The 20,463-nt window shown below is 64.9% G+C and carries 21 protein-coding genes; 7 read left to right on the top strand and 14 right to left on the bottom strand.

All coding sequences use genetic code 11. The features are described 5' to 3' along the window. The first annotated feature begins 23 nt into the window (after positions 1-23). Positions 24-1,532 (top strand): M28 family peptidase, encoded by a 1,509-nt coding sequence (locus Q7O19_RS00105; RefSeq protein ID WP_303807881.1) that lies wholly within the window; start codon positions 24-26, stop codon positions 1,530-1,532. 2 nt (positions 1,533-1,534) lie between these two features. Here Q7O19_RS00105 and Q7O19_RS00100 read toward each other — a convergent pair whose 3' ends face one another. The 7 genes from Q7O19_RS00100 to argH are packed head-to-tail and all read right to left on the bottom strand — an operon-like array spanning position 1,535 to position 8,646. Beyond that, complete coding sequence (locus Q7O19_RS00100; RefSeq protein WP_303807880.1) at positions 1,535-1,867, bottom strand: GNAT family N-acetyltransferase; 333 nt, start codon at positions 1,865-1,867, stop codon at positions 1,535-1,537. Between the two features lie 45 nt (positions 1,868-1,912). Continuing rightward, on the bottom strand, positions 1,913-2,311 hold the full coding sequence (locus Q7O19_RS00095; RefSeq protein WP_303807879.1) for a hypothetical protein: 399 nt from the start codon (positions 2,309-2,311) through the stop codon (positions 1,913-1,915). A 26-nt stretch (positions 2,312-2,337) separates the two neighbouring features. Then, positions 2,338-4,506, bottom strand: coding sequence for a penicillin acylase family protein (locus Q7O19_RS00090; protein ID WP_303807878.1), 2,169 nt, complete (start codon positions 4,504-4,506; stop codon positions 2,338-2,340). After that, a complete protein-coding gene (locus Q7O19_RS00085) occupies positions 4,503-5,780 on the bottom strand; it encodes an MFS transporter (RefSeq protein ID WP_303807877.1) in 1,278 nt (425 codons plus the stop codon). Before Q7O19_RS00085 ends, Q7O19_RS00090 begins: the two co-directional genes overlap by 4 nt. Continuing rightward, entirely contained in the window at positions 5,771-7,036 is a 1,266-nt protein-coding gene (gene lysA, locus Q7O19_RS00080) for a diaminopimelate decarboxylase (RefSeq protein ID WP_303807876.1), read from the bottom strand. The genes Q7O19_RS00085 and lysA overlap by 10 nt, the downstream gene beginning before the upstream one ends. A gap of 3 nt (positions 7,037-7,039) precedes the next feature. Further along, a complete protein-coding gene (locus Q7O19_RS00075) occupies positions 7,040-7,252 on the bottom strand; it encodes a hypothetical protein (protein WP_303807875.1) in 213 nt (70 codons plus the stop codon). 26 nt (positions 7,253-7,278) lie between these two features. Next, positions 7,279-8,646 carry an argininosuccinate lyase gene (argH, locus tag Q7O19_RS00070; RefSeq protein ID WP_303807969.1) on the bottom strand — a complete coding sequence of 456 codons (1,368 nt, stop codon included), beginning with the start codon at positions 8,644-8,646 and terminating at the stop codon, positions 7,279-7,281. Positions 8,647-8,865: 219 nt separating this feature from the next. On the opposite strand from argH, the gene Q7O19_RS00065 reads away from it, so the two are divergent. Continuing rightward, positions 8,866-9,429 carry a TlpA disulfide reductase family protein gene (locus Q7O19_RS00065; protein WP_303807874.1) on the top strand — a complete coding sequence of 188 codons (564 nt, stop codon included), beginning with the start codon at positions 8,866-8,868 and terminating at the stop codon, positions 9,427-9,429. Positions 9,430-9,440: 11 nt separating this feature from the next. On the opposite strand, the gene Q7O19_RS00060 is transcribed toward Q7O19_RS00065, so the two are convergent. The 3 genes from Q7O19_RS00060 to Q7O19_RS00050 form a co-directional block, all read right to left on the bottom strand. Next, a complete protein-coding gene (locus Q7O19_RS00060) occupies positions 9,441-11,153 on the bottom strand; it encodes an amidohydrolase (protein ID WP_303807872.1) in 1,713 nt (570 codons plus the stop codon). A gap of 58 nt (positions 11,154-11,211) precedes the next feature. Beyond that, positions 11,212-12,468: a transcription termination factor Rho gene (gene rho, locus Q7O19_RS00055; protein ID WP_273434825.1), complete on the bottom strand. Its 1,257-nt coding sequence runs from the start codon at positions 12,466-12,468 to the stop codon at positions 11,212-11,214. 138 nt (positions 12,469-12,606) lie between these two features. Further along, positions 12,607-12,927, bottom strand: coding sequence for an alkylphosphonate utilization protein (locus Q7O19_RS00050; protein WP_022680736.1), 321 nt, complete (start codon positions 12,925-12,927; stop codon positions 12,607-12,609). A gap of 81 nt (positions 12,928-13,008) precedes the next feature. Here Q7O19_RS00050 and Q7O19_RS00045 point away from each other — a divergent pair, with 81 nt between their 5' ends. Then, the gene (locus Q7O19_RS00045) at positions 13,009-13,386 is read left to right on the top strand and encodes a histidine triad nucleotide-binding protein (RefSeq protein ID WP_303807870.1); all 378 of its coding nucleotides are present in this window, start codon (positions 13,009-13,011) and stop codon (positions 13,384-13,386) included. Here Q7O19_RS00045 and Q7O19_RS00040 read toward each other — a convergent pair. Both Q7O19_RS00040 and Q7O19_RS00035 read right to left on the bottom strand, forming a co-directional pair. After that, positions 13,383-14,762, bottom strand: coding sequence for a protein adenylyltransferase SelO family protein (locus Q7O19_RS00040; RefSeq protein ID WP_303807868.1), 1,380 nt, complete (start codon positions 14,760-14,762; stop codon positions 13,383-13,385). The genes Q7O19_RS00045 and Q7O19_RS00040 overlap by 4 nt on opposite strands. Positions 14,763-14,791: 29 nt before the next feature. Then, the gene (locus Q7O19_RS00035) at positions 14,792-15,499 is read right to left on the bottom strand and encodes a TetR/AcrR family transcriptional regulator (RefSeq protein WP_303807866.1); all 708 of its coding nucleotides are present in this window, start codon (positions 15,497-15,499) and stop codon (positions 14,792-14,794) included. A gap of 69 nt (positions 15,500-15,568) precedes the next feature. On the opposite strand from Q7O19_RS00035, the gene Q7O19_RS00030 reads away from it, so the two are divergent. Genes Q7O19_RS00030 through Q7O19_RS00020 form a run of 3 tightly spaced genes read left to right on the top strand, consistent with a single transcriptional unit; the run spans position 15,569 to position 17,858 of the window. Beyond that, the gene (locus Q7O19_RS00030) at positions 15,569-16,492 is read left to right on the top strand and encodes an alpha/beta fold hydrolase (protein WP_303807865.1); all 924 of its coding nucleotides are present in this window, start codon (positions 15,569-15,571) and stop codon (positions 16,490-16,492) included. Then, entirely contained in the window at positions 16,489-17,499 is a 1,011-nt protein-coding gene (locus Q7O19_RS00025; protein WP_303807864.1) for an NADP-dependent oxidoreductase, read from the top strand. The genes Q7O19_RS00030 and Q7O19_RS00025 overlap by 4 nt, the downstream gene beginning before the upstream one ends. Next, on the top strand, positions 17,496-17,858 hold the full coding sequence (locus Q7O19_RS00020) for a hypothetical protein (protein ID WP_303807862.1): 363 nt from the start codon (positions 17,496-17,498) through the stop codon (positions 17,856-17,858). The genes Q7O19_RS00025 and Q7O19_RS00020 overlap by 4 nt, the downstream gene beginning before the upstream one ends. Before the next feature lie 6 nt (positions 17,859-17,864). Here Q7O19_RS00020 and Q7O19_RS00015 read toward each other — a convergent pair whose 3' ends face one another. Together Q7O19_RS00015 and Q7O19_RS00010 are read right to left on the bottom strand one after the other, a co-directional pair. Then, positions 17,865-18,083 (bottom strand): hypothetical protein, encoded by a 219-nt coding sequence (locus Q7O19_RS00015; protein WP_303807861.1) that lies wholly within the window; start codon positions 18,081-18,083, stop codon positions 17,865-17,867. Positions 18,084-18,119: 36 nt separating this feature from the next. Further along, positions 18,120-18,335 carry a hypothetical protein gene (locus tag Q7O19_RS00010; RefSeq protein WP_303807859.1) on the bottom strand — a complete coding sequence of 72 codons (216 nt, stop codon included), beginning with the start codon at positions 18,333-18,335 and terminating at the stop codon, positions 18,120-18,122. Between the two features lie 179 nt (positions 18,336-18,514). Here Q7O19_RS00010 and dnaK point away from each other — a divergent pair, with 179 nt between their 5' ends. Beyond that, positions 18,515-20,428, top strand: coding sequence for a molecular chaperone DnaK (gene dnaK, locus Q7O19_RS00005; protein ID WP_303807857.1), 1,914 nt, complete (start codon positions 18,515-18,517; stop codon positions 20,426-20,428). The last annotated feature ends 35 nt before the right edge of the window (positions 20,429-20,463 follow it).

The raw sequence follows: 20,463 nt of genomic DNA, 5'->3' as shown, positions 1-20,463 counted from the left end.
GCGTTCGGGTCTCTTCTGCCCCAATGCGCTACATCCTCCTCGCCGCCGCCGTCCTTTCCGCCCCGGCGCTCGCCAAACCTGACGCTGATACCAAGGCGTGGCTGGCCCACACTGCCGAACTGAGCAGTGATGCGATGGAAGGCCGCGATGCCGGCAGCCCCGGCCATGCGCGCGCGATCGATCTGGTGGAACGCTGGTTCAAAGCGGCGAAACTGCAACCGGCGGGGGAGAACGGCACCTATCGCCAGACGGTGCCGCTGCACGAAGTGACGGTGACGGCCGCCTGCATGCGCGTAGTGGCGCCCGATGGCAGCGCCGCGCCGCTCAAATTCCTGCACGACATCACGCCCCGCCCCGCCACTGATCTGCCTGCCACGCTGTCTGGTCCGATGCGCTTCGCCGGTTACTGCAGCACGGCCGAGGCTGGCCCGGAACTGAAGGGCAAGATCGCCGTCTGTTACGGCAGCCGCCGCGCCGGCCGGGCGAATGCGGCCGAACGGCTGGCGGCGGTGACGGCGGCGGGCGCCGTGGCGCTGCTCGCCATCGATGACGTGGGTTTTACCGTGGAGGCGCCGCGCTGGCCCGATGCCTATGCCCGCGCGGTGGCGCATGAAGGCACGGCGCTACCAGGCGATGTTCCCGGCGGCCTGCCGCAATTCCGGTTGAACGGGGCAGCGCTGGAACGGCTGATGGCCGGCACCGGGCGACTGGCCGCCACCCTGCTGACCGAAGCGACCTATCACCGCGATTTGGAGGCTTTTGATCTTCCTGGCCGCTTCGCGGCAAAGCTGACCACTGTGCAGCGCCGCTTCACCAGCCAGCAGGTGATCGGCCTGCTGCCCGGCACCGACAAGAGCAAGGCCGGCGAGGTGATGCTGCTCGGCGCCCATATCGATGGCTATGGCTTTGGCGAACCGGTGAACGGCGATGGGCTGTATAATGGCACGCTCGATGATGCCGGCTATGTCGCACTGCTCGCGCGGCTGGCGGAACGGCGGCGCGGCAAGGGCTTTGCCCGACCGGTGCTGTTCGCCGCGTGGACGGCGGAGGAAAAGGGCCTGCTCGGCGCGCGCTGGTGGCTGCAGCACCCAACGCTGCCCAAGGAGCAACTGGTGGGCGTGATCAATCTCGATCAACTGCGACCGCTGTTCCCGCTGAAGGCGCTCACCCTGCACGGGCTGGGCCAGAACACGCTGGCGGATACGGCGAAATCGGTGGCGGAGAGCCTGAAAATCGAGATCCGCCCCGATCGCGAGCCGGAACGCAACTTGATCCGCCGGGTCGACTCATGGCCGTTCATGGAGGTCGGCATCCCGGCGGTGAACTTCGTCTTCGCCTATAACCCGCGCACCGAGGAAGAGCGCATCTACCGTGACTGGTACCAGCGCCGTTACCACCGCCCGCAGGATGATATTTCGACGCCGATGGACCTCGACGCGGCGCGGGATTTCAACCGGTTTTTCTATATGCTGGTAGAAACGTCGGCGAACGGGGCGGCGAAGCCCGTAATGAAGGCGCCAACAGCGCCGTAAGTTCAGTTGCCGAACGTGTAGATCGCAAGTTCCGCGCCGTCGGCAAAGCCCATCGCATTGTAAACAGGGCGGCCGGCGGCGGTGGCGTGGAGCCAGATGCGGCGACTGCCGCCCGCCGCCTGGGCTTCGGCGATGGCGCGGCGCATGGCGGCTTCGGCATAGCCGCGGCCATGCAGACCGGGCAGCGTTGCCACCATCGCGATGTAGATCATCTCGCCAGTCACGAAGCTCAGCGTGCTGGTGACAGCCGTGTTGCCATCATAACCTACGATGCCGTAGGCCTGCCCCGACCAGTTGGGAATCGCGCCGGTGAGGGCCAGGAATTCGGGTGGCATCCCGTATGCGGCGGCATTGACGACACCCACATCCAGACCCGTCGCCTAGTCGGCGGCCAACCGGAAATCCAGCGCCGGCGGGCTGCGCCGGGGTGGCAGCAGTTGATCGGCGCACATCCCCCACATGTTCATGAAGTGCACCATTCTGTGATCAGCCAACACGGCTTCGGCACCATCAGGCAGCCATTCCGGGCAGACCACCACCATCGAATCGTGCGGACATTGCGCGTCCTGGCGGCGGGCTTCGGCGAACACGCCGTGCAGTTCGGCGGCGCTATCGATCGGGCGATCGACAACCAGCATGTTGAAGAACGAGCAGTTGGTTTGCGACAATGAAACGGCGAGGCCTGGGGTGCGGGCATGAAGATGGCCGGGATATTGCCCGGTCATATAGTCCCACGCGTCAACAAAGCTGCTGACCACATCCTTGGTTGCCAGTGTCATGTTCGTCTCCCCCCTGCAGCGACCGGTCACTCCCCGGGTCGATATGTCTTCTCCACATGCCCCTGCAATTGCGCATCGGTCAAATAGACGCTGCGGAAATCATGCGTCCGATATCGCTCCGCCTGGTCGCGGAAGTGAGGGCTGGCGGGGTTGCTGTTCAGGCCGCCGGCGTGAACAGCGCGGGCTTCCGGGCCGTCCTTGCCGAAGCGGACGACGGCGACAAAGCTGTTGCCATAGCTGCCATACCAGCGTTTCGTGCCCACGCCGGGCCCAGCGCCAAAGCTGGCGAGGCTGCCCCAGTTGCCGCTGGCAAAGCCGATCGGGGTTGAGGGCAATTTGTCGTCGTAGCTGCCGGCGATGGCGCCGTTCAGCCGCTGGAAGCGGTTGATGTGGCCCCACGGTGTGTCCCAGCCGCCGAAATCGCCGGCAAGACGGGCAATGGCGGTATCGAGCGCGGCCAGGCGATCGGCATCCGGAACGCTGGCGCTGGCCAGATACGGCACGATGGCTTCCTCATCCAGCTTGGCGATGGGGCCAAAGCGCTTGATCATCTCGTCGCCCCAGAACACGGCAAGGCTGGTCGGCACCGAGGCTTCGCCGGTGCGATAATCCCAGGACTTCAGCGCGGCGATGGGCGCTGCGAGCCGGTCTTTCTGCGCGCCGGCCGGCAGGGCATCCCAGGCCTTCACCAGCGGCGGGATCGTATCGGCAAAGCCCTGCAGGAAGGGATCATATGCGGTGGTGAGCAAGGCGGGCAGATCGAACTTCTTGTCACCGCTCAGCAGGCGCAGCGCGTTGGGGCCGCGCGGGTTTTCGCCAGCATAGTCCATATAGCGCGGGAAGGCGGCCTGTTTCGGGCTGTCCTTGCCGGCGGCGGTCCACGGCCAGTTGTTGACGTTGAACACAAAGCCGGTGCCCGGATTGGCGACGCTGGGCAGTTGATCGAGGCTGTGTTCGCCCTGCCAATCAGTGGCAGGATCGCTGCCGTCGACCGGCTTCTTCCAGTTGAACTTTGCGTCGCGCACCGGCACGAATTGCGGGTGGAGATAGGCGATCTCGCCCTTGGAACTGGCAAACAGCGTGGCGTTGGACGAGTTGGCGCGGCGGGAGGCGACCTGCAGATAGCTGGCCAGATCATGGGTCTTGGTGCGCAGGAAGCTTTGTTCTAGCGCCGCCACGGGCCGGTGCATCAGCGAAACCGCGATCCACTTGCCATTCTCCGCCCGGATGATCGGGCCGTGGTGCGAGCGATAGGTGGTGAAATTGCGCGTCTGCAACGTGCCATCGGCGGCCTTGTAGGGCACGCTGATGCGCTTTTCGGCCAACGGCTTCCAGGTCGTCCCGTGCAGATAATACCACTTGCCGCCCTTCCGCTCCACGGTGAGCGCAAATTCATCGATATTGTCGACGCCCGACGAGGTGTGCATCCAGCCGACATGGCGGTTGAAGCCCTGATAGACGAAGAACTGCCCCCAGGTGCTGGCGCCATAGGCATCGAGGCCCTGGCCACTTTCGACCTTGGCTTCACTGCGGAAATAGAAGCTGGTGTGCGGGTTGATCAGCAGCAGCGCATCGCCCGATGTGCTGCGCGCCGGCGCCAGCGCCATGCCGTTGGAGCCGAGCGGCTCGGCCAGTTCGCTGCCCAGATCGAGCGCAGTCAATTTGGCCGGCTGGCCGGTGTGCAGCGCTTCCAGGTTGGCGAGGTTGATGCTCTCGATATCGCCGCCGATGCTGCCTTCGGAAAAGCTGAGCGCCATCCAGGGTTCGAAATGGGTGATAACGCGGGGTTTCACTGCGGGGTGCGTGGCGAGGTAATAGTTCAGCGCGTCGGCCCAGGCGGTGGACAGCGATTTCAGCCAGGCGGGGCTGGCGGCATATTGCGCCTTCAGCTCGGCCGGATCGATGAACAGCTTCATGCGCAGGTCGCGCCAGATCGCACTTTGGCCTTCGGTTTCGGCGAGACGGCCTTGCGCGTTGATGAAGTTGGTTTCCACCCGGTTGAAGTCGTCTTCGGCCTGGGCATAGATCATGCCGAACACGGCGTCGGCGTCGGTCTTGCCCTTGATGTGCGGAATGCCGAAATCATCGCGGGTGATGGTAACGGCGGCCCTGTGCTTGTCCCAGCGGGTGCTGTCAGGGGCGGCCAGGGCCGAAGTTGAGACGAGGGCGGCGAGGAGGGTGAAGCGCAGGATCATGCGCCAACGCTAGAACCCGCATCTTCCTTCGGCAAGAGCGCCAAGCCTATCACAGAGACCAGCGCCGCGCCGGCCAGATACCAGCCGACCGCGCCGATGCCATAGCGCGCCGAGAGTGCTGCGCCGATAACGGGTGTGAGGCCGCCGCCGATGATGCCGCCCAGATTGAAGGCGACCGACGCGCCAGTGTAGCGCGCGCGCGCCGGAAACAGACCGGGCAGGAAGGCACCCAGCGGGCCATAGACAAAGCCCATCACGAACAGGCCCAGCGACAGGAAGGCGAACACGCCGCCGGTGCCGGCCTGCATGAGCGGGCCCATGGTGGCGCCGAGCACAACGCTGGACAGGCTGCCCAGCATCAGCACGCGCTGCGGGCTGGTGCGGTCAGAAAGCCAGCCGGCAATGAGAGTGCCGGCGGCGAGAAACAATATGGCGCCCAGTTGCAGTTGCAGGAAGGCTTCGCGGCTGTAGCCCAAAGCGGTGGTGCCATAGCCGAGCGCGAAAGCGGTCGCGATGTAGAAGATGGCAAAGCAGGTGACGGCCGTCGCGATGCCGCAAATGGTGGCGCGACCATGATCGCGCACCAGTTCGGCCAGCGGCACGGCCGGCGGCTTTTCATGGGCGAGCATGGCGGCGAAGGCCGGGGTTTCGAGGATGGTCAGCCGCACCCACAGGCCGATGCCCACCAGCAGGATCGAGCCGGCAAACGGCAGCCGCCAGCCCCAGTTCAGGAATTCGCCATCGTCCAGCCACAGACCGAGTGCGAGGAACAGGCCATTGGCGGCGATGAAACCGACCGGCGCACCCAATTGCGGGAACATGCCATAACGGCCGCGCCAGCCGGGCGGGGCGTTCTCCACCGCCAGCAGCGCCGCGCCGCCCCATTCGCCGCCCAGGCCAAAGCCCTGGCCGAAGCGGAGCAGGCACAGGATTGCCGGCGCGGCGACGCCGATGGCGGCATAGGTGGGCAGGAAGGTGATGGCGAAGGTGGAGCCGCCCATCAGCAGCAGCGAAGCGACGAGCGTGGATTTGCGGCCCAGCCGGTCGCCATAATGGCCGAACACCAGCGCCCCGATCGGCCGGGCGACGAAGGCGACGGCAAAGCTGGCGAAGCTCAAGAGCAATTGCAGGTCTGCATTGTCGGACGGGAAAAACAGCGGCCCGAACACCAGCGCGGCGGCAGTGGCGTAGATGTAGAAATCATAGAATTCCACCGCCGTGCCGACGAGGCTGGCGGTGAGGATGCGGCTGGCGGAGGGTGGGCCTACAGCCACGGTGCTTTCGCATCCAGCGCCAGCATCGCGGCGGGCTGGTTGCGCTGGGAAACGATGGCCCATTCATCGCCCTTCACCATCACTTCGGGCACCAGCGGCCGGGAATTGTAGGTGCTGGCCATGGTGGCGCCATAGGCACCGGCGGTCATGAAGGCGACCAGATCGCCGGCCTGCACATCCTCGATCTCGCGGTCTTCGGCGAAAGTGTCGCCGGTCTCGCAGATCGGGCCCACAACCGTGGCGACGGTGCGCGCATCCTTGGGCTGCACGGCCAGGATATCGTGCCAGGCGCCGTAAAGCGACGGTCGCAGCAGATCGTTCATCGCGGCATCCACCACGACGAAATGCTTGGACGCACCGTCCTTGGTGAGGATCACTTCGCTTACCAGCACGCCGGCATTGCCCACGATCATGCGGCCGGGTTCGAACATCAACTGCCACGGCCAACCGGCGGTGGCGCGGGCGACCATGGCGGCATAATCGGTGGGACTGGGCGGTGCCGGCTGGTCACGGCGATAGGGCACGCCCAGGCCGCCGCCGACATCGACGCGCTTGATCTTGTGGCCCTGCGCTTCCAGTTCGCGGGCCAGGTCGCCCAATTTGCGGATAGCGTCTTCCACCGGCCCCAGATCGGTCAACTGGCTGCCAATGTGAGCGGCCAGGCCAACTGGGCGCAGATTGGGATGGGCGGCGGCCTGCGCGAAGGCGGCGGGCAGGCGTTCCCATGGGATGCCGAACTTGGCGTCGGCGCCGCCGGTGCTGATCTTTCCGTGTGTCTTGGGATCGACCGCCGGATTGATGCGGATGGCGATCTCGACGGTCGCGCTTTTGGCGGCAGCGACTTGCGCCAGCATGTCGATCTCGGCTTCGGATTCGACATTGAACTGCAGGATGCCGGCCTCGATACCGGCGGCCAGTTCGGCGCGGGTCTTGCCCACACCGGAAAACACGATGCGATTGGCCGGCACTCCGGCGGCCAGTGCGCGGGCGAGCTCACCGCCCGAAACGACATCGGCGCCCGCACCCAGCCGCGCCAGTGTCGCCAGAACGGCGAGGTTGGGATTGGCCTTCACCGCAAACGCGACCAGCGGATTGCCATTCCCAAGGCCAGCAACGGCATCGCGGAACACGGTGAAGTGCCGCTCCATGGTGGCGCTGCTATAGCAATAGAAGGGCGTGCCGACCGTGGCGGCCAGCGTTTCAAGGCTGACGCCTTCGGCGTGCATGACGCCGTCCTTGAACTGGAAGTGGTCCATTCGTCAGTTCCTGGGGGGCGGCAGGTTGAACGGATCGTTGCCGCGTTCGGGAAGCGGGCCCTGGTTGTCGTCCACCCGCGTCGGCACGGCCTGCGGATCGAGCTTCAGCATTTCCTGCGGGGTGGCGGCGCGGGTCTGCGTTTCACTGCGCACCGGTGCGGGGCGGCCGGCTCTTGGCTCCAGCGCGCCCTGCTTGCCGCATGCAGCGAGCAGCAACAGCGCCACCAAGGCCGCCGCGTTTCTCACAGCGCCTTGCCCGCTGCCGTGATGGCGGCGTGCACATTGGCCGGGGCGGTGCCGCCAAAGCTGGTGCGGCTGGCAACGCTGGCTTCGACGGAGAGCACGTCGCGCACTGCCTTGGTGATGCGCTTGTCGATGGCGCTCAATTCCGCGTCGGTCAGGCCATTCAGATCAGTGCCCTTGGCCTCGGCGGCCTTCACGCATTTGCCGGTGATTTCATGGGCTTCGCGGAACGGCACACCGCCGGCGCGCACCAGCCAATCGGCCAGATCGGTGGCGGTGGAGAAACCGCTGTTGGCCGCGGCGCGCATCTTCGCCTTGTTGAAGGTGATGGTCTGCACCATGCCCATCATGCTGGCCAGGCACAGGCCCAGATCGTCATGGGCGGCAAACACCGTCACCTTGTCGTCCTGCATGTCCTTGGAATAGGCCAGCGGGAGCCCCTTCATCACCACCGAAAGCCGGGTGAACGCCGCCAGGAACTGCCCGGCCTTGGCGCGCACCAGTTCGGCGGCATCCGGGTTGCGCTTTTGCGGCATGATGCTGCTGCCGGTGGACCAGGCATCGGGCAGGGTGATGAAGCCGAAGGGCTGGCTGGCCCAGATGATCATTTCCTCGGCCAGACGCGACAAATGGAGCCCGGTCATGTGGGTGGCAGCCAGATACTCCAGCGCGAAATCGCGATCCGACACGCTGTCGAGGCTGTTGCGCGTCGGCCCGCCGGCAAAGCCCAGCGCCTTGGCGGTCATCTGGCGGTCAATGGGGAAACTGGTGCCTGCCAGCGCAGCGGCGCCCAGTGGGCATTCGTCCATGCGGCGCATCGCGTCGGCAAAGCGACTGCGATCGCGGCCCAGCATCTCGACATAGGCCATCAGGTGATGGCCCAGCGTGACGGGCTGCGCCACCTGCAGATGGGTGAAGCCCGGCATGATCGTATCGGCATGTTCCTCGGCGCGGGCCAGCAGCGCGGTGATCAGGCCCTTCAACGCCAGATCTGCTTCGGCACAGGCAGCCTTCACCCACAGGCGGAAATCCACCGCCACCTGATCGTTGCGGCTGCGCGCAGTGTGCAGGCGGCCGGCGGCCGGGCCGATGATTTCCTTCAGCCGGGTTTCGACATGGAGGTGGATATCCTCTAGCGCCAGATTCTCGACCAGCTTGCCGGCCTCATATTCGGCGGCAATCTGCTGAAGGCCCTTGTCGATGGCGGCGACATCCTCGGCCGAAACGATGCCCTGCTTGCCCAGCATGGCGACGTGGGCGCGGCTGCCCTGGATGTCCTGGCGCCACAGCCGTTTGTCGACGCCAATGGAGGCGTTGATTTCCTGCATGATCGCCGACGGACCGGCGCCGAAGCGGCCGCCCCACAGGCTGTTTGCGGTGCCAGCTGGCGTTGTCGGGTCGCTGCTCATGGTGGTGGCCGATAGTGGATTGCTGCCGCCCCCGCAACCAGCCGCGACCGCGCCGCCCAATGCTGCCAGTTTGATCGCGTCGCGCCGAGAAACCTTCATCGTCTTGTCCCCTTTGCGGGGCTTGGTGCCACAGTGGGTTGGCAGTCGCCACTGCGCTGTTTATCGGGGCGACAACGAATGAAGGACTTTGACATGCGCAAGACCCTGCTGCTGCTTACCACGCTGGCGCTGGCCGGCTGCAACCAGGCCGCCCCCACGGCGCCCGAAAAGCCAGCGGCCCCCGCCGCGAAGGCTGGCGAAGCGCCGATCAACACCATCGATCGCAGCCACGCCGGTGAACCCGGCCCGGCGGCGGTGACCTGGGAAATGAAGGGCGGCACCAAGCAGAAGCTGGCCGACCATCAGGGCATGAAGATGCTGGTCAATCTGTGGGCGACCTGGTGCGCGCCGTGCATTGCGGAGATGCCGGCTTTGGACAAGCTGGCCGGGGAAGTGCCAGTGATGGTGCTGCCGATTTCCGAAGACATGGAAGGCTGGCAGGCGGTCGACAAATTCTGGGGTACGGACAAATTCAAGAACATCGAATCTGGCCTGGATCAGCCGGGCAGCTATGCCGAGGCGATCAAGGCCAAGGGGCTGCCGGTGACGATCCTCTATGATGAAGAGGGCAAGGAGATCTGGCGGGTGTCAGGGACGCTGGATTGGGGGTCGCCTGAGGTGCGGAAAGCGATTACTGGCTGATCGCGCCCCGCCTACCAGGCAAAACGCGGCTTCCCGTCAACCAGTTCATACATGGCCTTGCCGGCCAAATAGGTTGCAAGCACGCTGATTTGGCTGATGTCTTCAGGCGAAACGGCGGCCGGATCGGCTGCCAGCAAAACGAAATCGGCGCGTTTTCCTATGGTGATGGAGCCGCGTTCGGCCTCCTCGAACTGCAGATAGGCGCTGCCCATGGTGAAGGCGCGCAACGCCTCGTCAGCGGTAAGGCGCTGGCTGGCGCCATAGACGCGGCCGTTGCCGCTGGCCTTGCGAGTCACCAGGCTCTGGATGCGCTCCAGCACCACCGGCGGGCTGACCGGATGATCGGAATTGCCGCCGATGCAGACGCCGGCATCCAGCGCGTGGCGGTTGGGCTCGATCCAGTCGAAGCGCTGGGTGCCATAGGCATCGAGCTTGGCGCCATGGTTGAGAATATAGGAGTGGGGCGCAAAACAGACATTGAGCGCCTTGGCTCGCGCGATGATGGCCGGATTGGTGATGCTGGCATGTTCGATCCGCAGCCGCGCATCGGGGCGCGGCACATCCCGCGCGGCCAGTGCATAAGCCTCGAGTACACGGTCGATCTCCTTGTCACCATTGGCATGGGTCGCGACCTGCAGCCCGCCGGCCTGCGCCTTGCGCACCAGCCCCTGCAGAACGGCCGGCTGGATTTTCGGTTCTAGCCCAAAATAGCGCGGATCGTCGGCATAGGGGCCATACAGCAGCGCTGTGTGGCCGCTGAGCGAATTGCCGGCATAGATCTTCACCGTCCGCATGGTCAGGCCGGGCACCTGCCATTCCGGCTTTTCACGATTGGCCAGCAGCCAGTCGAGATGATCAACCGACAGCATGGCAAAGATGCTGACCGGAAGGCCCTGCGCCAGCAGCCGGCGATACAGTGCCGCCTTGCCGGGCGAAATGCCGGCATCGCCCACCCCGGTGATGCCGTAGGACAGGAAATTGCGGAACTCCTGCATGAAGCCGGCTTCTTCCACGGCGGCGGGGATGGCACGCGGTGATGGCCCGGTGCCCCGCACCCCGGCAAACAGGCTTTGCGCCGTTTCCAGCACCCGGCCAGTGAAACCACCTTGCGCATCGCGTTCAAGCTGGCCACCCACCGGATCGCGCGTTGTGGCGCTGATGCCGGCCTCGGCAAAGGCAGCGCTGTTGGCGACCATGCGGTGGCCGCTGGAATGCACGATGATGACTGGGTGATCGGGCACCACGGCGTCGAGCTCGGCCCGAGTCGGATGGCCGTCGATGAGATCGTCGCCATAGCCGTGGCCGATGATCAGGCTGCCGGCCGGCAGGCGGCTGGCCTTGGCCTTCAGCTTGGCAGTGAAATCGGCGCGGCTGCGGGCTCCGCCTTCCGCCGCCATGTTGAGCGTGCCGTAGGGCGACATTTCATCGATGGCTGGCCGCGGGTGCATGTGCGAATCGATGAAGCCGGGCAGCAGCGTGTGGCCATTGGCATCCACCGTCCGGGTGGCCGGGCCCTGCAGGGCGGCCATGCTGGCCGTGCTGCCCACCGCGATGATCCGACCAGCCCGCACCGCCACCGCCTCGGCCGTTGGCGCGGCGGCGTCCATCGTCTTGATGCGGGCATTGATGATCAGCAGATCGGCCGGTGACAGCTGCGCCGCTGCCCCCATTTCGCTCCCGGCCACGAGCATCGCCGCTGCCAACCACGCCTTCACCGTCATCATCACGCCCTCCTGTCAGGCGGGCAGCGCTAGCAGGCGGAAAGGACGATACTGTGACAGGCTATTTGTTCATCGCATTGAAGAAATCCGCGTTGGTCACCGAATCCTTCATCTTGTCCATCAGGAACTCGATCGCATCGGTCGAGCCCATCTGCATCAGGATGCGGCGCAGCACCCACATCTTGGACAGCGTTTCCTTGTCCACCAGCAGCTCTTCCTTGCGGGTGCCGCTCTTGCCGATGTCGATGGCCGGGAACACGCGCTTGTCGGCAATCTTGCGGTCCAGCACGATTTCGGCGTTGCCGGTGCCCTTGAACTCTTCGAAGATCACTTCATCCATGCGGCTGCCGGTATCGATCAGCGCGGTGGAGATGATGGTGAGGCTGCCGCCTTCCTCGATGTTGCGCGCGGCGCCGAAAAAGCGCTTGGGGCGCTGCAGGGCGTTGGCGTCCACACCGCCGGTCAGCACCTTGCCGGAGCTGGGGACGACCGTGTTGTAGGCGCGGCCCAGGCGGGTGATGTTGTCGAGCAGGATGACCACGTCGCGCTTGTGTTCCACCAGGCGCTTGGCCTTTTCGATCGCCATTTCGGCCACCTGCACGTGGCGCGTTGCCGGTTCGTCGAAGGTGGAGGAGATGACCTCGCCCTTCACCGTGCGCTGCATGTCGGTGACTTCTTCGGGGCGTTCGTCGATCAGCAGTACCATCAGGAAACATTCCGGATGGTTGGCGCTGATCGCCTTGGCAATATTCTGCATCATGATCGTCTTGCCGACGCGCGGCGGGGCGACGATCAGGCAGCGCTGGCCCTTGCCCAGCGGCGCGACAATGTCGATCACCCGGCCGGTCTTGTCCTTGGATGTGGGGTCGCCGAGCTCGAGATTGAGCTTCTCATCCGGGTACAGCGGGGTGAGGTTGTCGAAATTGACCCGGTGGCGCACGGCTTCGGGATCGTCGAAATTGATCGCGGTCACCTTGTTGAGGCCGAAATAACGTTCGCCGTTCTTGGGCGAGCTGATTTCGCCTTCCACCGTGTCGCCGGTGCGCAGGCCATAACGGCGCACGATCTGCGGGTTCACGTAGATGTCGTCGGGGCCGGCGAGATAGCTGGCATCGGCCGAGCGCATGAAGCCGAAGCCATCGGGCATCACTTCGATGGTGCCGGCGCCCATCACTTCGGTGCCGGCTTCGGCAGCGGCCTTCAGGATGCCGAAGATGATGTCCTGCTTGCGCAGGGTGGAAGCGTTCTCGACGCCCATTTCCTCAGCCATGGCAACGAGTTCGGCGGGCGGCGTTTTCTTGAGTTCTTGGAGGTGCATGTTGGTCTTTCGGCTTCGCGGCGACGAGCGCGTGGCTCAGATACGCGGCGAGATGCAAGTGAAGCCTGCCGCACGCCAGGACGGGTGCGAACACGGGGTAAATAAGCCCGCAGCTGCGCGGACGCAAGAAATCTCTGATCAGCGCTTCTTGACGAACTCGGCGCGCAGCACGAGGCCCTTGATGCCGTCGAACTTGCAGTCGATTTCCTGGGGATCGCCGGTGAGGCGGATCGACTTGATCAGCGTGCCGCGGCGCAGTGTCTGGCCGGCGCCCTTAACGTCGAGGTCCTTGATCAAGGTCACCTGGTCGCCATCGGCGAGCAGATTGCCGACGGAATCGCGAACTTCCACCACGTCGGGATCGGCCGCCGGCGCCCGTGCCCGCAGTTCGGCGGCGGGCAGCCATTCGCCGCTGACCTCGTCATAGACATAATCTTCGTCGCTGGAATCGGCAGACATGGTGTTGATCCTTGCAGGCAGGTCTTGCCGGTTGCGGCAGTGGTGATACGAACAGGCGAAAATCGCGTGGGAGCCTTTAACATGCCGGTCGATGCCTTGGGCAGTTATGATGACAATAACATCTTCGCCCGCATCCTGCGCGGCGAGATCCCGTGCAAGCGCGTCCACGAAACGCCCCACGCGCTGGCCTTTCACGACATCAACCCGCAGGCGCCCATCCATGTGCTGGTGATCCCCAAGGGGCCGTATCGCAGCTGGGCGGATTTTTCGGCCACCGCTAGCGAGGCGGAAATGGCCGGGTTCGTGCGCGCGGTGGGGGAAGTGGCCAAGCTGTTGGGGCTGGAAGAGCCGGGCTATCGCCTGCTCGCCAACGCCGGGGTGAATGCCCACCAGGAAGTGCCGCATCTGCATGTGCACATCTTCGGCGGCAAGGCGCTGGGCCCAATGCTGGCGCGCTAACCCTGCGCGTGCGCCTCGCCCATGCGCCTGATCGCGGCGATCTTGGTGTGGAGCGGTGCCCAGTCGTCACGCTCGGCGATGGGTGCCCAAAGGGCTTCCACCTCGTCGATCAGCATGGTGCACGGCGCTTCGTCTGACCAGTAAGTGTGTGACGGCGCGCCCACGGCGAAATCGGGGATCAGCGCCAGGAAATCCGTGAAGGCGTCGTGGCTGTAATGCGGATCGGCGACCGAAGCCCCGCGCCGCACGCCGCCGCGCCAATCGAAGAAGAAGCGATCCGGGTCCATCTGCGTTTTGACCAGTGCCTTCTGGATGGCTTCCACCAGCACTTCGTCCTCGCTCGGCCCCAGCCGCTTGACGCCGAGCCGGCCCAGCACCGCGTCCGACAGCGCCGCGCGATAGCGCAGCGGATAGGTTTCGAGCGGGCCTTTCAGCTCGTCGGTCTCGGCGATCAGCCGCAACGCGCTGCCCAGTTGGTACAGGTTCCATTGCAGGGCTTCGGCCTGGCGACCAAAGGCATAAAGGCCGGAATGATCGAAATAGGCGGCGGTGAAGCCGGCATCCCAGGCCGGGGCAAAGCGCCAGGGGCCGTAATCGAAGCTTTCGCCCGTGATGTTGATATTGTCAGTGTTGAGAACGCCATGGACAAAGCCGGCGGCCATAAACTGCGCCGCCATCCGCGCCGCGCCCTTGACTGCATGATCAACCAGCGCCGCGACCGGCGTGGGGCCGGTTGCGTCCGGGGCGAGGTGGGTGAGGCCGTAATCGACCAGTTTCGTCAGCCCGTCGCGGTTCTGGTGGAAGGCCTGACGCTGGAAGCTGCCATAGCGCACGTGGCTGTGATTGAGGCGCACCAGTACGGCGGCGCGGGTGGGCGAGGGTTCATCGCTGCGGATCAGCTTCTCACCCGTTTCGATCACGCTGAACGTGCGGCTGGTGGCGACGCCCAGCGCCTCCAGCATTTCGGTAGCAAGGATTTCGCGCATGGCACCTTTCAGGGTCAGGCGGCCATCGCCCATCCGGCTCCACGGCGTGGTACCGCTGCCCTTGGTGCCAAAGTCCATCAGGCGGCCGCGATCATCCCGGCATTGTGCGAACAGGAACCCGCGGCCGTCGCCAAGATCGGGGTTGTAGGTGCGGAACTGGTGGCCGTGATAGCGCAGCGCCAGCGGCCCGGTCAGGCTGCCGGGCAGGGGGGCGAAGCGGCCGAAATGCTGCAGCCACTGGTCATCACTCAAGCCATCGAGCCCCACCTGAGCGGCGGCCCGGTCGTTGCGGAAACGCAGGATGGTCTGGGGAAACGGCGCGGCTTCGACCGGATCGAAAAACTCTGCGCCCAGTTCGAGGATGGTGGTTTTAGGGGTGAATTCGGCCATGGCGCAAATCTATGGCCGCAGCCGGCACCTCAATCCAGTGGATATCCGCTGGCGGCGCGGATGTAGCGAACGGTCTCGCGCTCGACGCGGTCCGCCTCTTCCGGGGAAGCAGCGCACAGCCAGCGATCGATGGCATCGCCAACGACATGGTGAGTGAAGCTGGCGGCGATCTCGATGTCCACACCGGTCACGCCGCGCTTGCCCAAGGCGGCCTGCATGTGGCGCTTGATCCAGTCGGTCGTGACCGCCTTGGCGGCATGATAGAAGGGTTCGGCATCGGGGTTGGAGGCCATCGCTGCCTTTGGCCCACAATCGGCGCATTCGGCTTCCGCGCCTTCCCAGATCATGTTGTCGCGCACGAAACGCAACACGCGCGGGACGGTGATGCCAGGTTCCAGATCTTCGAGTGTGTAGCCCTCTTCCATCGCGGCGATCATCGCTTCGCCATGGCGTCGGCCCAATTCCTGGAGCAACGCCTTCTTGGAGCCGAAATGATAGAAGATCGAGCCTTCCGAAACATCCGCTTCGCGGGCGATATCGGCGGTGCCGGTGGCGGCAAAGCCCTGGCGCGAAAACAGCATGTGGGCTGCGGCCAGCACCCGCGCCTTGGTTTCGGTCGGGTCATACCGGCGGGCCCGCATGTCGGCCACGCCCGAAGCGGCACGCGGGGCAGCGCGGCCGCTGGTGCGGGCCGTGCTGGCATTGGAACCACGAGAATCGAGTGCGCGCGTTGCCACTTTTGTTGTTCTTTCTTACCCCCACGGTAATGGCTTCCTATAACAAGAGAGTTGAGTCAGAGTCAAAATATGGCCGTCGTCCCCCTCTCTGCCCCGGCTTCGCGGCCCGAACCGGCGCCCGGCTGGCAGAAAGGCTATGCGTTCACCGGCGATAGCGTGCGGCTATGCTGGCATGAACATCATGATCCTCGCGTTCCGCCCGATCGCCCGGCGCTGCTGTGCTTGGCCGGTCTCACCCGCAACGGTGCCGATTTTGCCCCGCTCGCCGAATCGCTGGGAGCCGATTGGCGCCTGATCGCGCCCGATCTGCGCGGCCGCGGCGAATCGGGCTGGGCGCGCGATTCGCTCACCTATGTCTCGCTCACCTATCTGCGCGATCTGTCGCTGGTGCTGGATGCGGCCGGGGTGGATCGCTTCGTGGTGATCGGCGCCTCGATGGGCGGGCTGCTCGCCTTGCGGATGACGACCGCACACCGCGCCCGCATGGCCGGCGTGGTGCTGAACGATATCGGCCCGGCCATCGAGCCGGCGGGCCTCAAGCGCTTGCAGGCCAATGTGGGGCGCGGCGGCAACTGGATGACCTGGGTGCATGCCGCCCGCGAACTGGGGGTGCGCAACGCGGCCATCCACCCCGATTGGGGGCTGCATCAGTGGCTGGCCTTTGCCAAGCGCCTGTGCCGGGTGGGGCCGCAGGGCCGCATCATCTTCGATTATGATCCACGCATCGCCGAACCGTTCCGGTTGCCGCACGGCGATGCCGGCGCCGATGATTGGGCCGCGTTCGACAGTCTCAATGGCCTGCCGGTATTGTCCTTGCGCGCCGAATTGTCGGACGTGTTTTCGGCGGCGACACAAGTCCAGATGCAGCGCCGCCTGCCCGGTTTGACGGCGGTGACGGTGCCGGGCGTCGGCCATGCGCCCACGCTGATGGAGCCGGTGGCGGCCGCCGCACTGCGGGATTTTCTGGACGACATCAAACGGGGAGAGGCATGATGATACGCAAGGTGTGGAAACTGGCGCGCCGGCCGGTGGGCGATATCGCCGACAGCGATCTGGAACTGGTGAACGAAGCTCTTCCGGAGTTGGCCGATGGCCAGTTCCTGCTTGCCGTCATCTACATGTCGCTCGATCCCACCAACCGAATCTGGATGAGCGATCAAGAGCAGTACATGCCGCCTGTGGAGCTGGGCGCCCCGATGCGCGCCGGCGTGTGCGGGCGGGTGGTCTCCAGCCGCAAGGCCGGGGTCGAGCCCGGCCAGATCATGGCGGGCCTGGGCGAATGGGCCGATCACATCATTTCCGATGGCAGCTTCATGTCGCCACTGCCGCAATTGCCGGGCGTGCCGCTGGCGGCCAGTTACGGCACGTTGGCGCTGGTTGGCCCCACGGCCTATTTCGGCCTGCTCGATATTGGCCAGCCCAAGCCGGGCGAGACGCTGGTCGTTTCCGCTGCGGCTGGCGGCGTCGGCCAGATTGTTGGCCAGATCGGCAAGATCAAGGGCTGCCGCGTCATCGGCATCGCCGGTGGCAAGGCCAAGTGCGATTATGTGGTGAACGAACTCGGCTTTGATGCCTGCATCGATTACAAGAACGAAGATGTCGGCGCCGCGCTCGATCGGCTCTGCCCAAGCGGCATCGACATCAATTTCGAACAGGTTGGCGGGCCGATCATGGTCGAAGTGATGAAGCGCATGAAGCTGTTTGGCCGCATCGCGCTGTGCGGGATGATCTCCAGTTACAACGATGTGACGCCGAATGAGCCGCCGGGTTTCTGGACCATGATCCTGATGCGGCGTTTGCTGATCCGCGGCTTCATTGTCACCGATTTCGCGCCGCGCTTTGGCGAAAGCGGCATGGCGCTGGCCGGCTGGATGCTGGGCGGCCAGTTAAAAACGCGTCAGGACATTCGCCCTGGCCTCGAAAACGCCGTAAGCGCGGTGAAAGAGCTCTACACTGGCGGCAATTTCGGCAAGCTGCTCATCGAGGTATCGAAACCATGACGATCAATCGCACCCTGGACGAGGCCGAACTGGCCGTCGCCCGCACCCTGTTGGCCGAGTTCAGGGCGCGCATTGACGAAGCGGCGGGAGAGGATGAGCGGCTGCGCTTTGCCCTTAACCGCAAGATCTACAAGGAATTGACCTATGACGAGCGCGGCAAGCCCAACGCCCGCCAATCATTGAAGGCGCGCACGGCCAAGGCGCAGAACGGCCAGTGCGCCAAATGCGCCAAGCCGCTGCCAGAGCACGACACCGTGCTTGACCGTCTGGCCGCCGAGAAGGGCGATGTTGATGGCAATGTGCGGGTGCTGTGCCGGCCGTGCGACCTGACCATCCAGCGCGAGCGCGGCTACGCCTGACCGGCTCTATCCCCAGCCGGGAAAGGGCAGGATCGGCGCGAGCCGCGCCAGCGTTTCGGCGTCGTTCCTGGCCCGCGCCCGGAAGGCATGTTCAACGATGCAGGCCTGTTGTTCGATGCCGTAGCGGTGGAACGGCTTGCCCGGCGTGATCGCATAGCCATAGCGCGCAAAGGGCGGCCGGCGCAGCGCCAGGTGCCCGCCGGTCTGAACCTGCCAGACATGCACCAGTTCGTGGATGAGATGCGCCTGGGCCGAAACCGGCTAGGCTGCATAATCGGCTGCCCAGTTGAAACCATTGGGATGGCACCAGACATGGCCATCGGGCGCCATCGTCACCCACCACGGGTGCAGCGCCCAGAACTTGGCGCGCCGCACAGTGACCGCAGCCACATCCAGCGTCGGCCCGAACACGCTGGCGGCCAGTTCAATCTCGGCGCTGGTCAGCGCGCGGATGGTCGCAGGGTGGGGCTTCGACATCACCTGTGCAGTTAATCGCATCGCCGCCGTCTTGCAGCCCCGGAATCGCTTCCTATATCGCCGTTACGACATTCATCGGCCGGGGCACCGGCCAACAGCATCAACCGGGGACGGACCGTGCCGCGCTGCCTTCATGGGGCGCTTGGGGTTCGGGCCCACAGAACAGGAAGTGACAGACCATGGCGAAAGTTATCGGGATCGATTTGGGCACCACAAACAGCTGCGTGGCCGTGATGGAAGGCTCTGCGCCGAAGGTGATCGAAAATGCCGAAGGCGCGCGCACCACGCCGTCGCAGGTCGCGTTCACCAAGGATGGTGAGCGCCTTGTTGGCCAGCCGGCCAAGCGCCAGGCCGTCACCAACCCGTCCAACACCGTCTTCGCCGTGAAGCGTCTGATCGGCCGCCGCTTTGACGATCCGCTGACCACCAAGGATTCTGGCCTGGTGCCCTACACCATCGCGCGTGGCACCAATGGCGATGCCTGGGTGAATGCCGGCGGCCAGGATTACAGCCCGTCGCAGATTTCCGCCTTCATCCTGCAGAAGATGAAGGAAACGGCTGAAGCCTATCTGGGCGAAACCGTGACCCAGGCCGTGATCACCGTGCCGGCCTATTTCAACGACGCCCAGCGCCAGGCCACCAAGGACGCCGGCAAGATCGCCGGCCTTGAAGTGCTGCGCATCATCAACGAGCCGACCGCCGCTGCGCTGGCCTATGGCCTCGACAAGAAGAGCGACGCCAAGACCATCGCTGTTTACGATCTTGGCGGCGGTACCTTCGATATCTCCGTCCTCGAACTGGGCGATGGCGTGTTCGAAGTGAAGTCGACCTCCGGTGACACCTTCCTGGGCGGCGAAGACTTTGACGCCAAGCTGGTGGAATTCCTGTCGGCCGATTTCAAGAAGGCCGAAGGCATTGATCTGACCAAGGACAAGCTGGCCCTGCAGCGCCTGAAGGAAGCCGCGGAAAAGGCCAAGATCGAGCTGTCGTCCTCGGCCGCGACCGAAGTGAACCTGCCCTTCATCACCGCCGATCAGAACGGGCCGAAGCACCTCGTCAAGAACATCACCCGCACCGATCTGGAAAAGCTGGTGCTCGACCTGATCGAGCGCACCCGCAAGCCGTGCCTGGATGCCATCAAGGAAGCCGGCGTGAAGGCCGGTGATCTGGATGAAGTCATCCTGGTGGGCGGCATGACTCGCATGCCGCGCGTGCGCCAGTTCGTGAAGGACTTGTTCGGCAAGGAGCCGAACACCAGCGTCAACCCGGATGAAGTGGTGGCCATGGGCGCCGCCATCCAGGCCGGCGTGCTGCAGGGCGACGTGAAGGATGTGCTGCTGCTCGATGTGACTCCGCTGTCGCTGGGCATCGAAACGCTGGGCGGCGTGTTCACCCGCATGATCGATCGCAACACCACGATCCCGACCAAGAAGAGCCAGGTCTATTCCACCGCTGACGACAACCAGTCGGCCGTGACCATCCGGGTGTTCCAGGGTGAGCGCGAAATGGCGGCGGACAACAAGATCCTGGGCCAGTTCGATCTGGTTGGCATCCCGCCGGCCCCGCGCGGTGTGCCGCAGATCGAAGTGACCTTCGACATCGACGCCAACGGCCTTGTTTCGGTCAACGCCAAGGACAAGGGCACCGGCAAGGAACAGCAGATCCGTATTCAGCCGTCGGGCGGCCTTTCCAAGGACGATATCGACAAGATGGTGCGTGATGCCGAGGCCTTTGCCGAGGAAGACAAGAAGCGCCGCGCCGCCGCTGAAGCCCGCAACCAGGCCGACAGCCTGGTGCACTCTACGGAACGCCAGCTGGTCGAGCATGGCGACAAGGTTGGCCCGGATGTGAAGGCCAGCATCGAAGCCGCCGTCGCTGATGTGAAGGCGGTGCTGGGTTCGGGCGATGCCGATGCCATCAATGCCAAGGTGCAGGCACTGGGCCAAGTCGCCATGAAGTTGGGCGAGGCCGTGTATCAGGCGGAGCAGGAGAAGGCCAACTCTGGGGCCGACGCCGCCGGCAGCGAAGCCAAGCCGTCCAGCGACGACGTGGTGGACGCTGAGTTCACCGACGTGGACGAGAACAAGAAGTAAGTCAGTCGCCGGAGTGCGCCCGCAGCGATGCGGGC

The organism is Sandarakinorhabdus limnophila DSM 17366 (genome assembly GCF_945882885.1).
GTDB lineage: Bacteria > Pseudomonadota > Alphaproteobacteria > Sphingomonadales > Sphingomonadaceae > Sandarakinorhabdus > Sandarakinorhabdus limnophila_A.
This window is presented reverse-complemented; position numbering and strand designations above follow the sequence as displayed.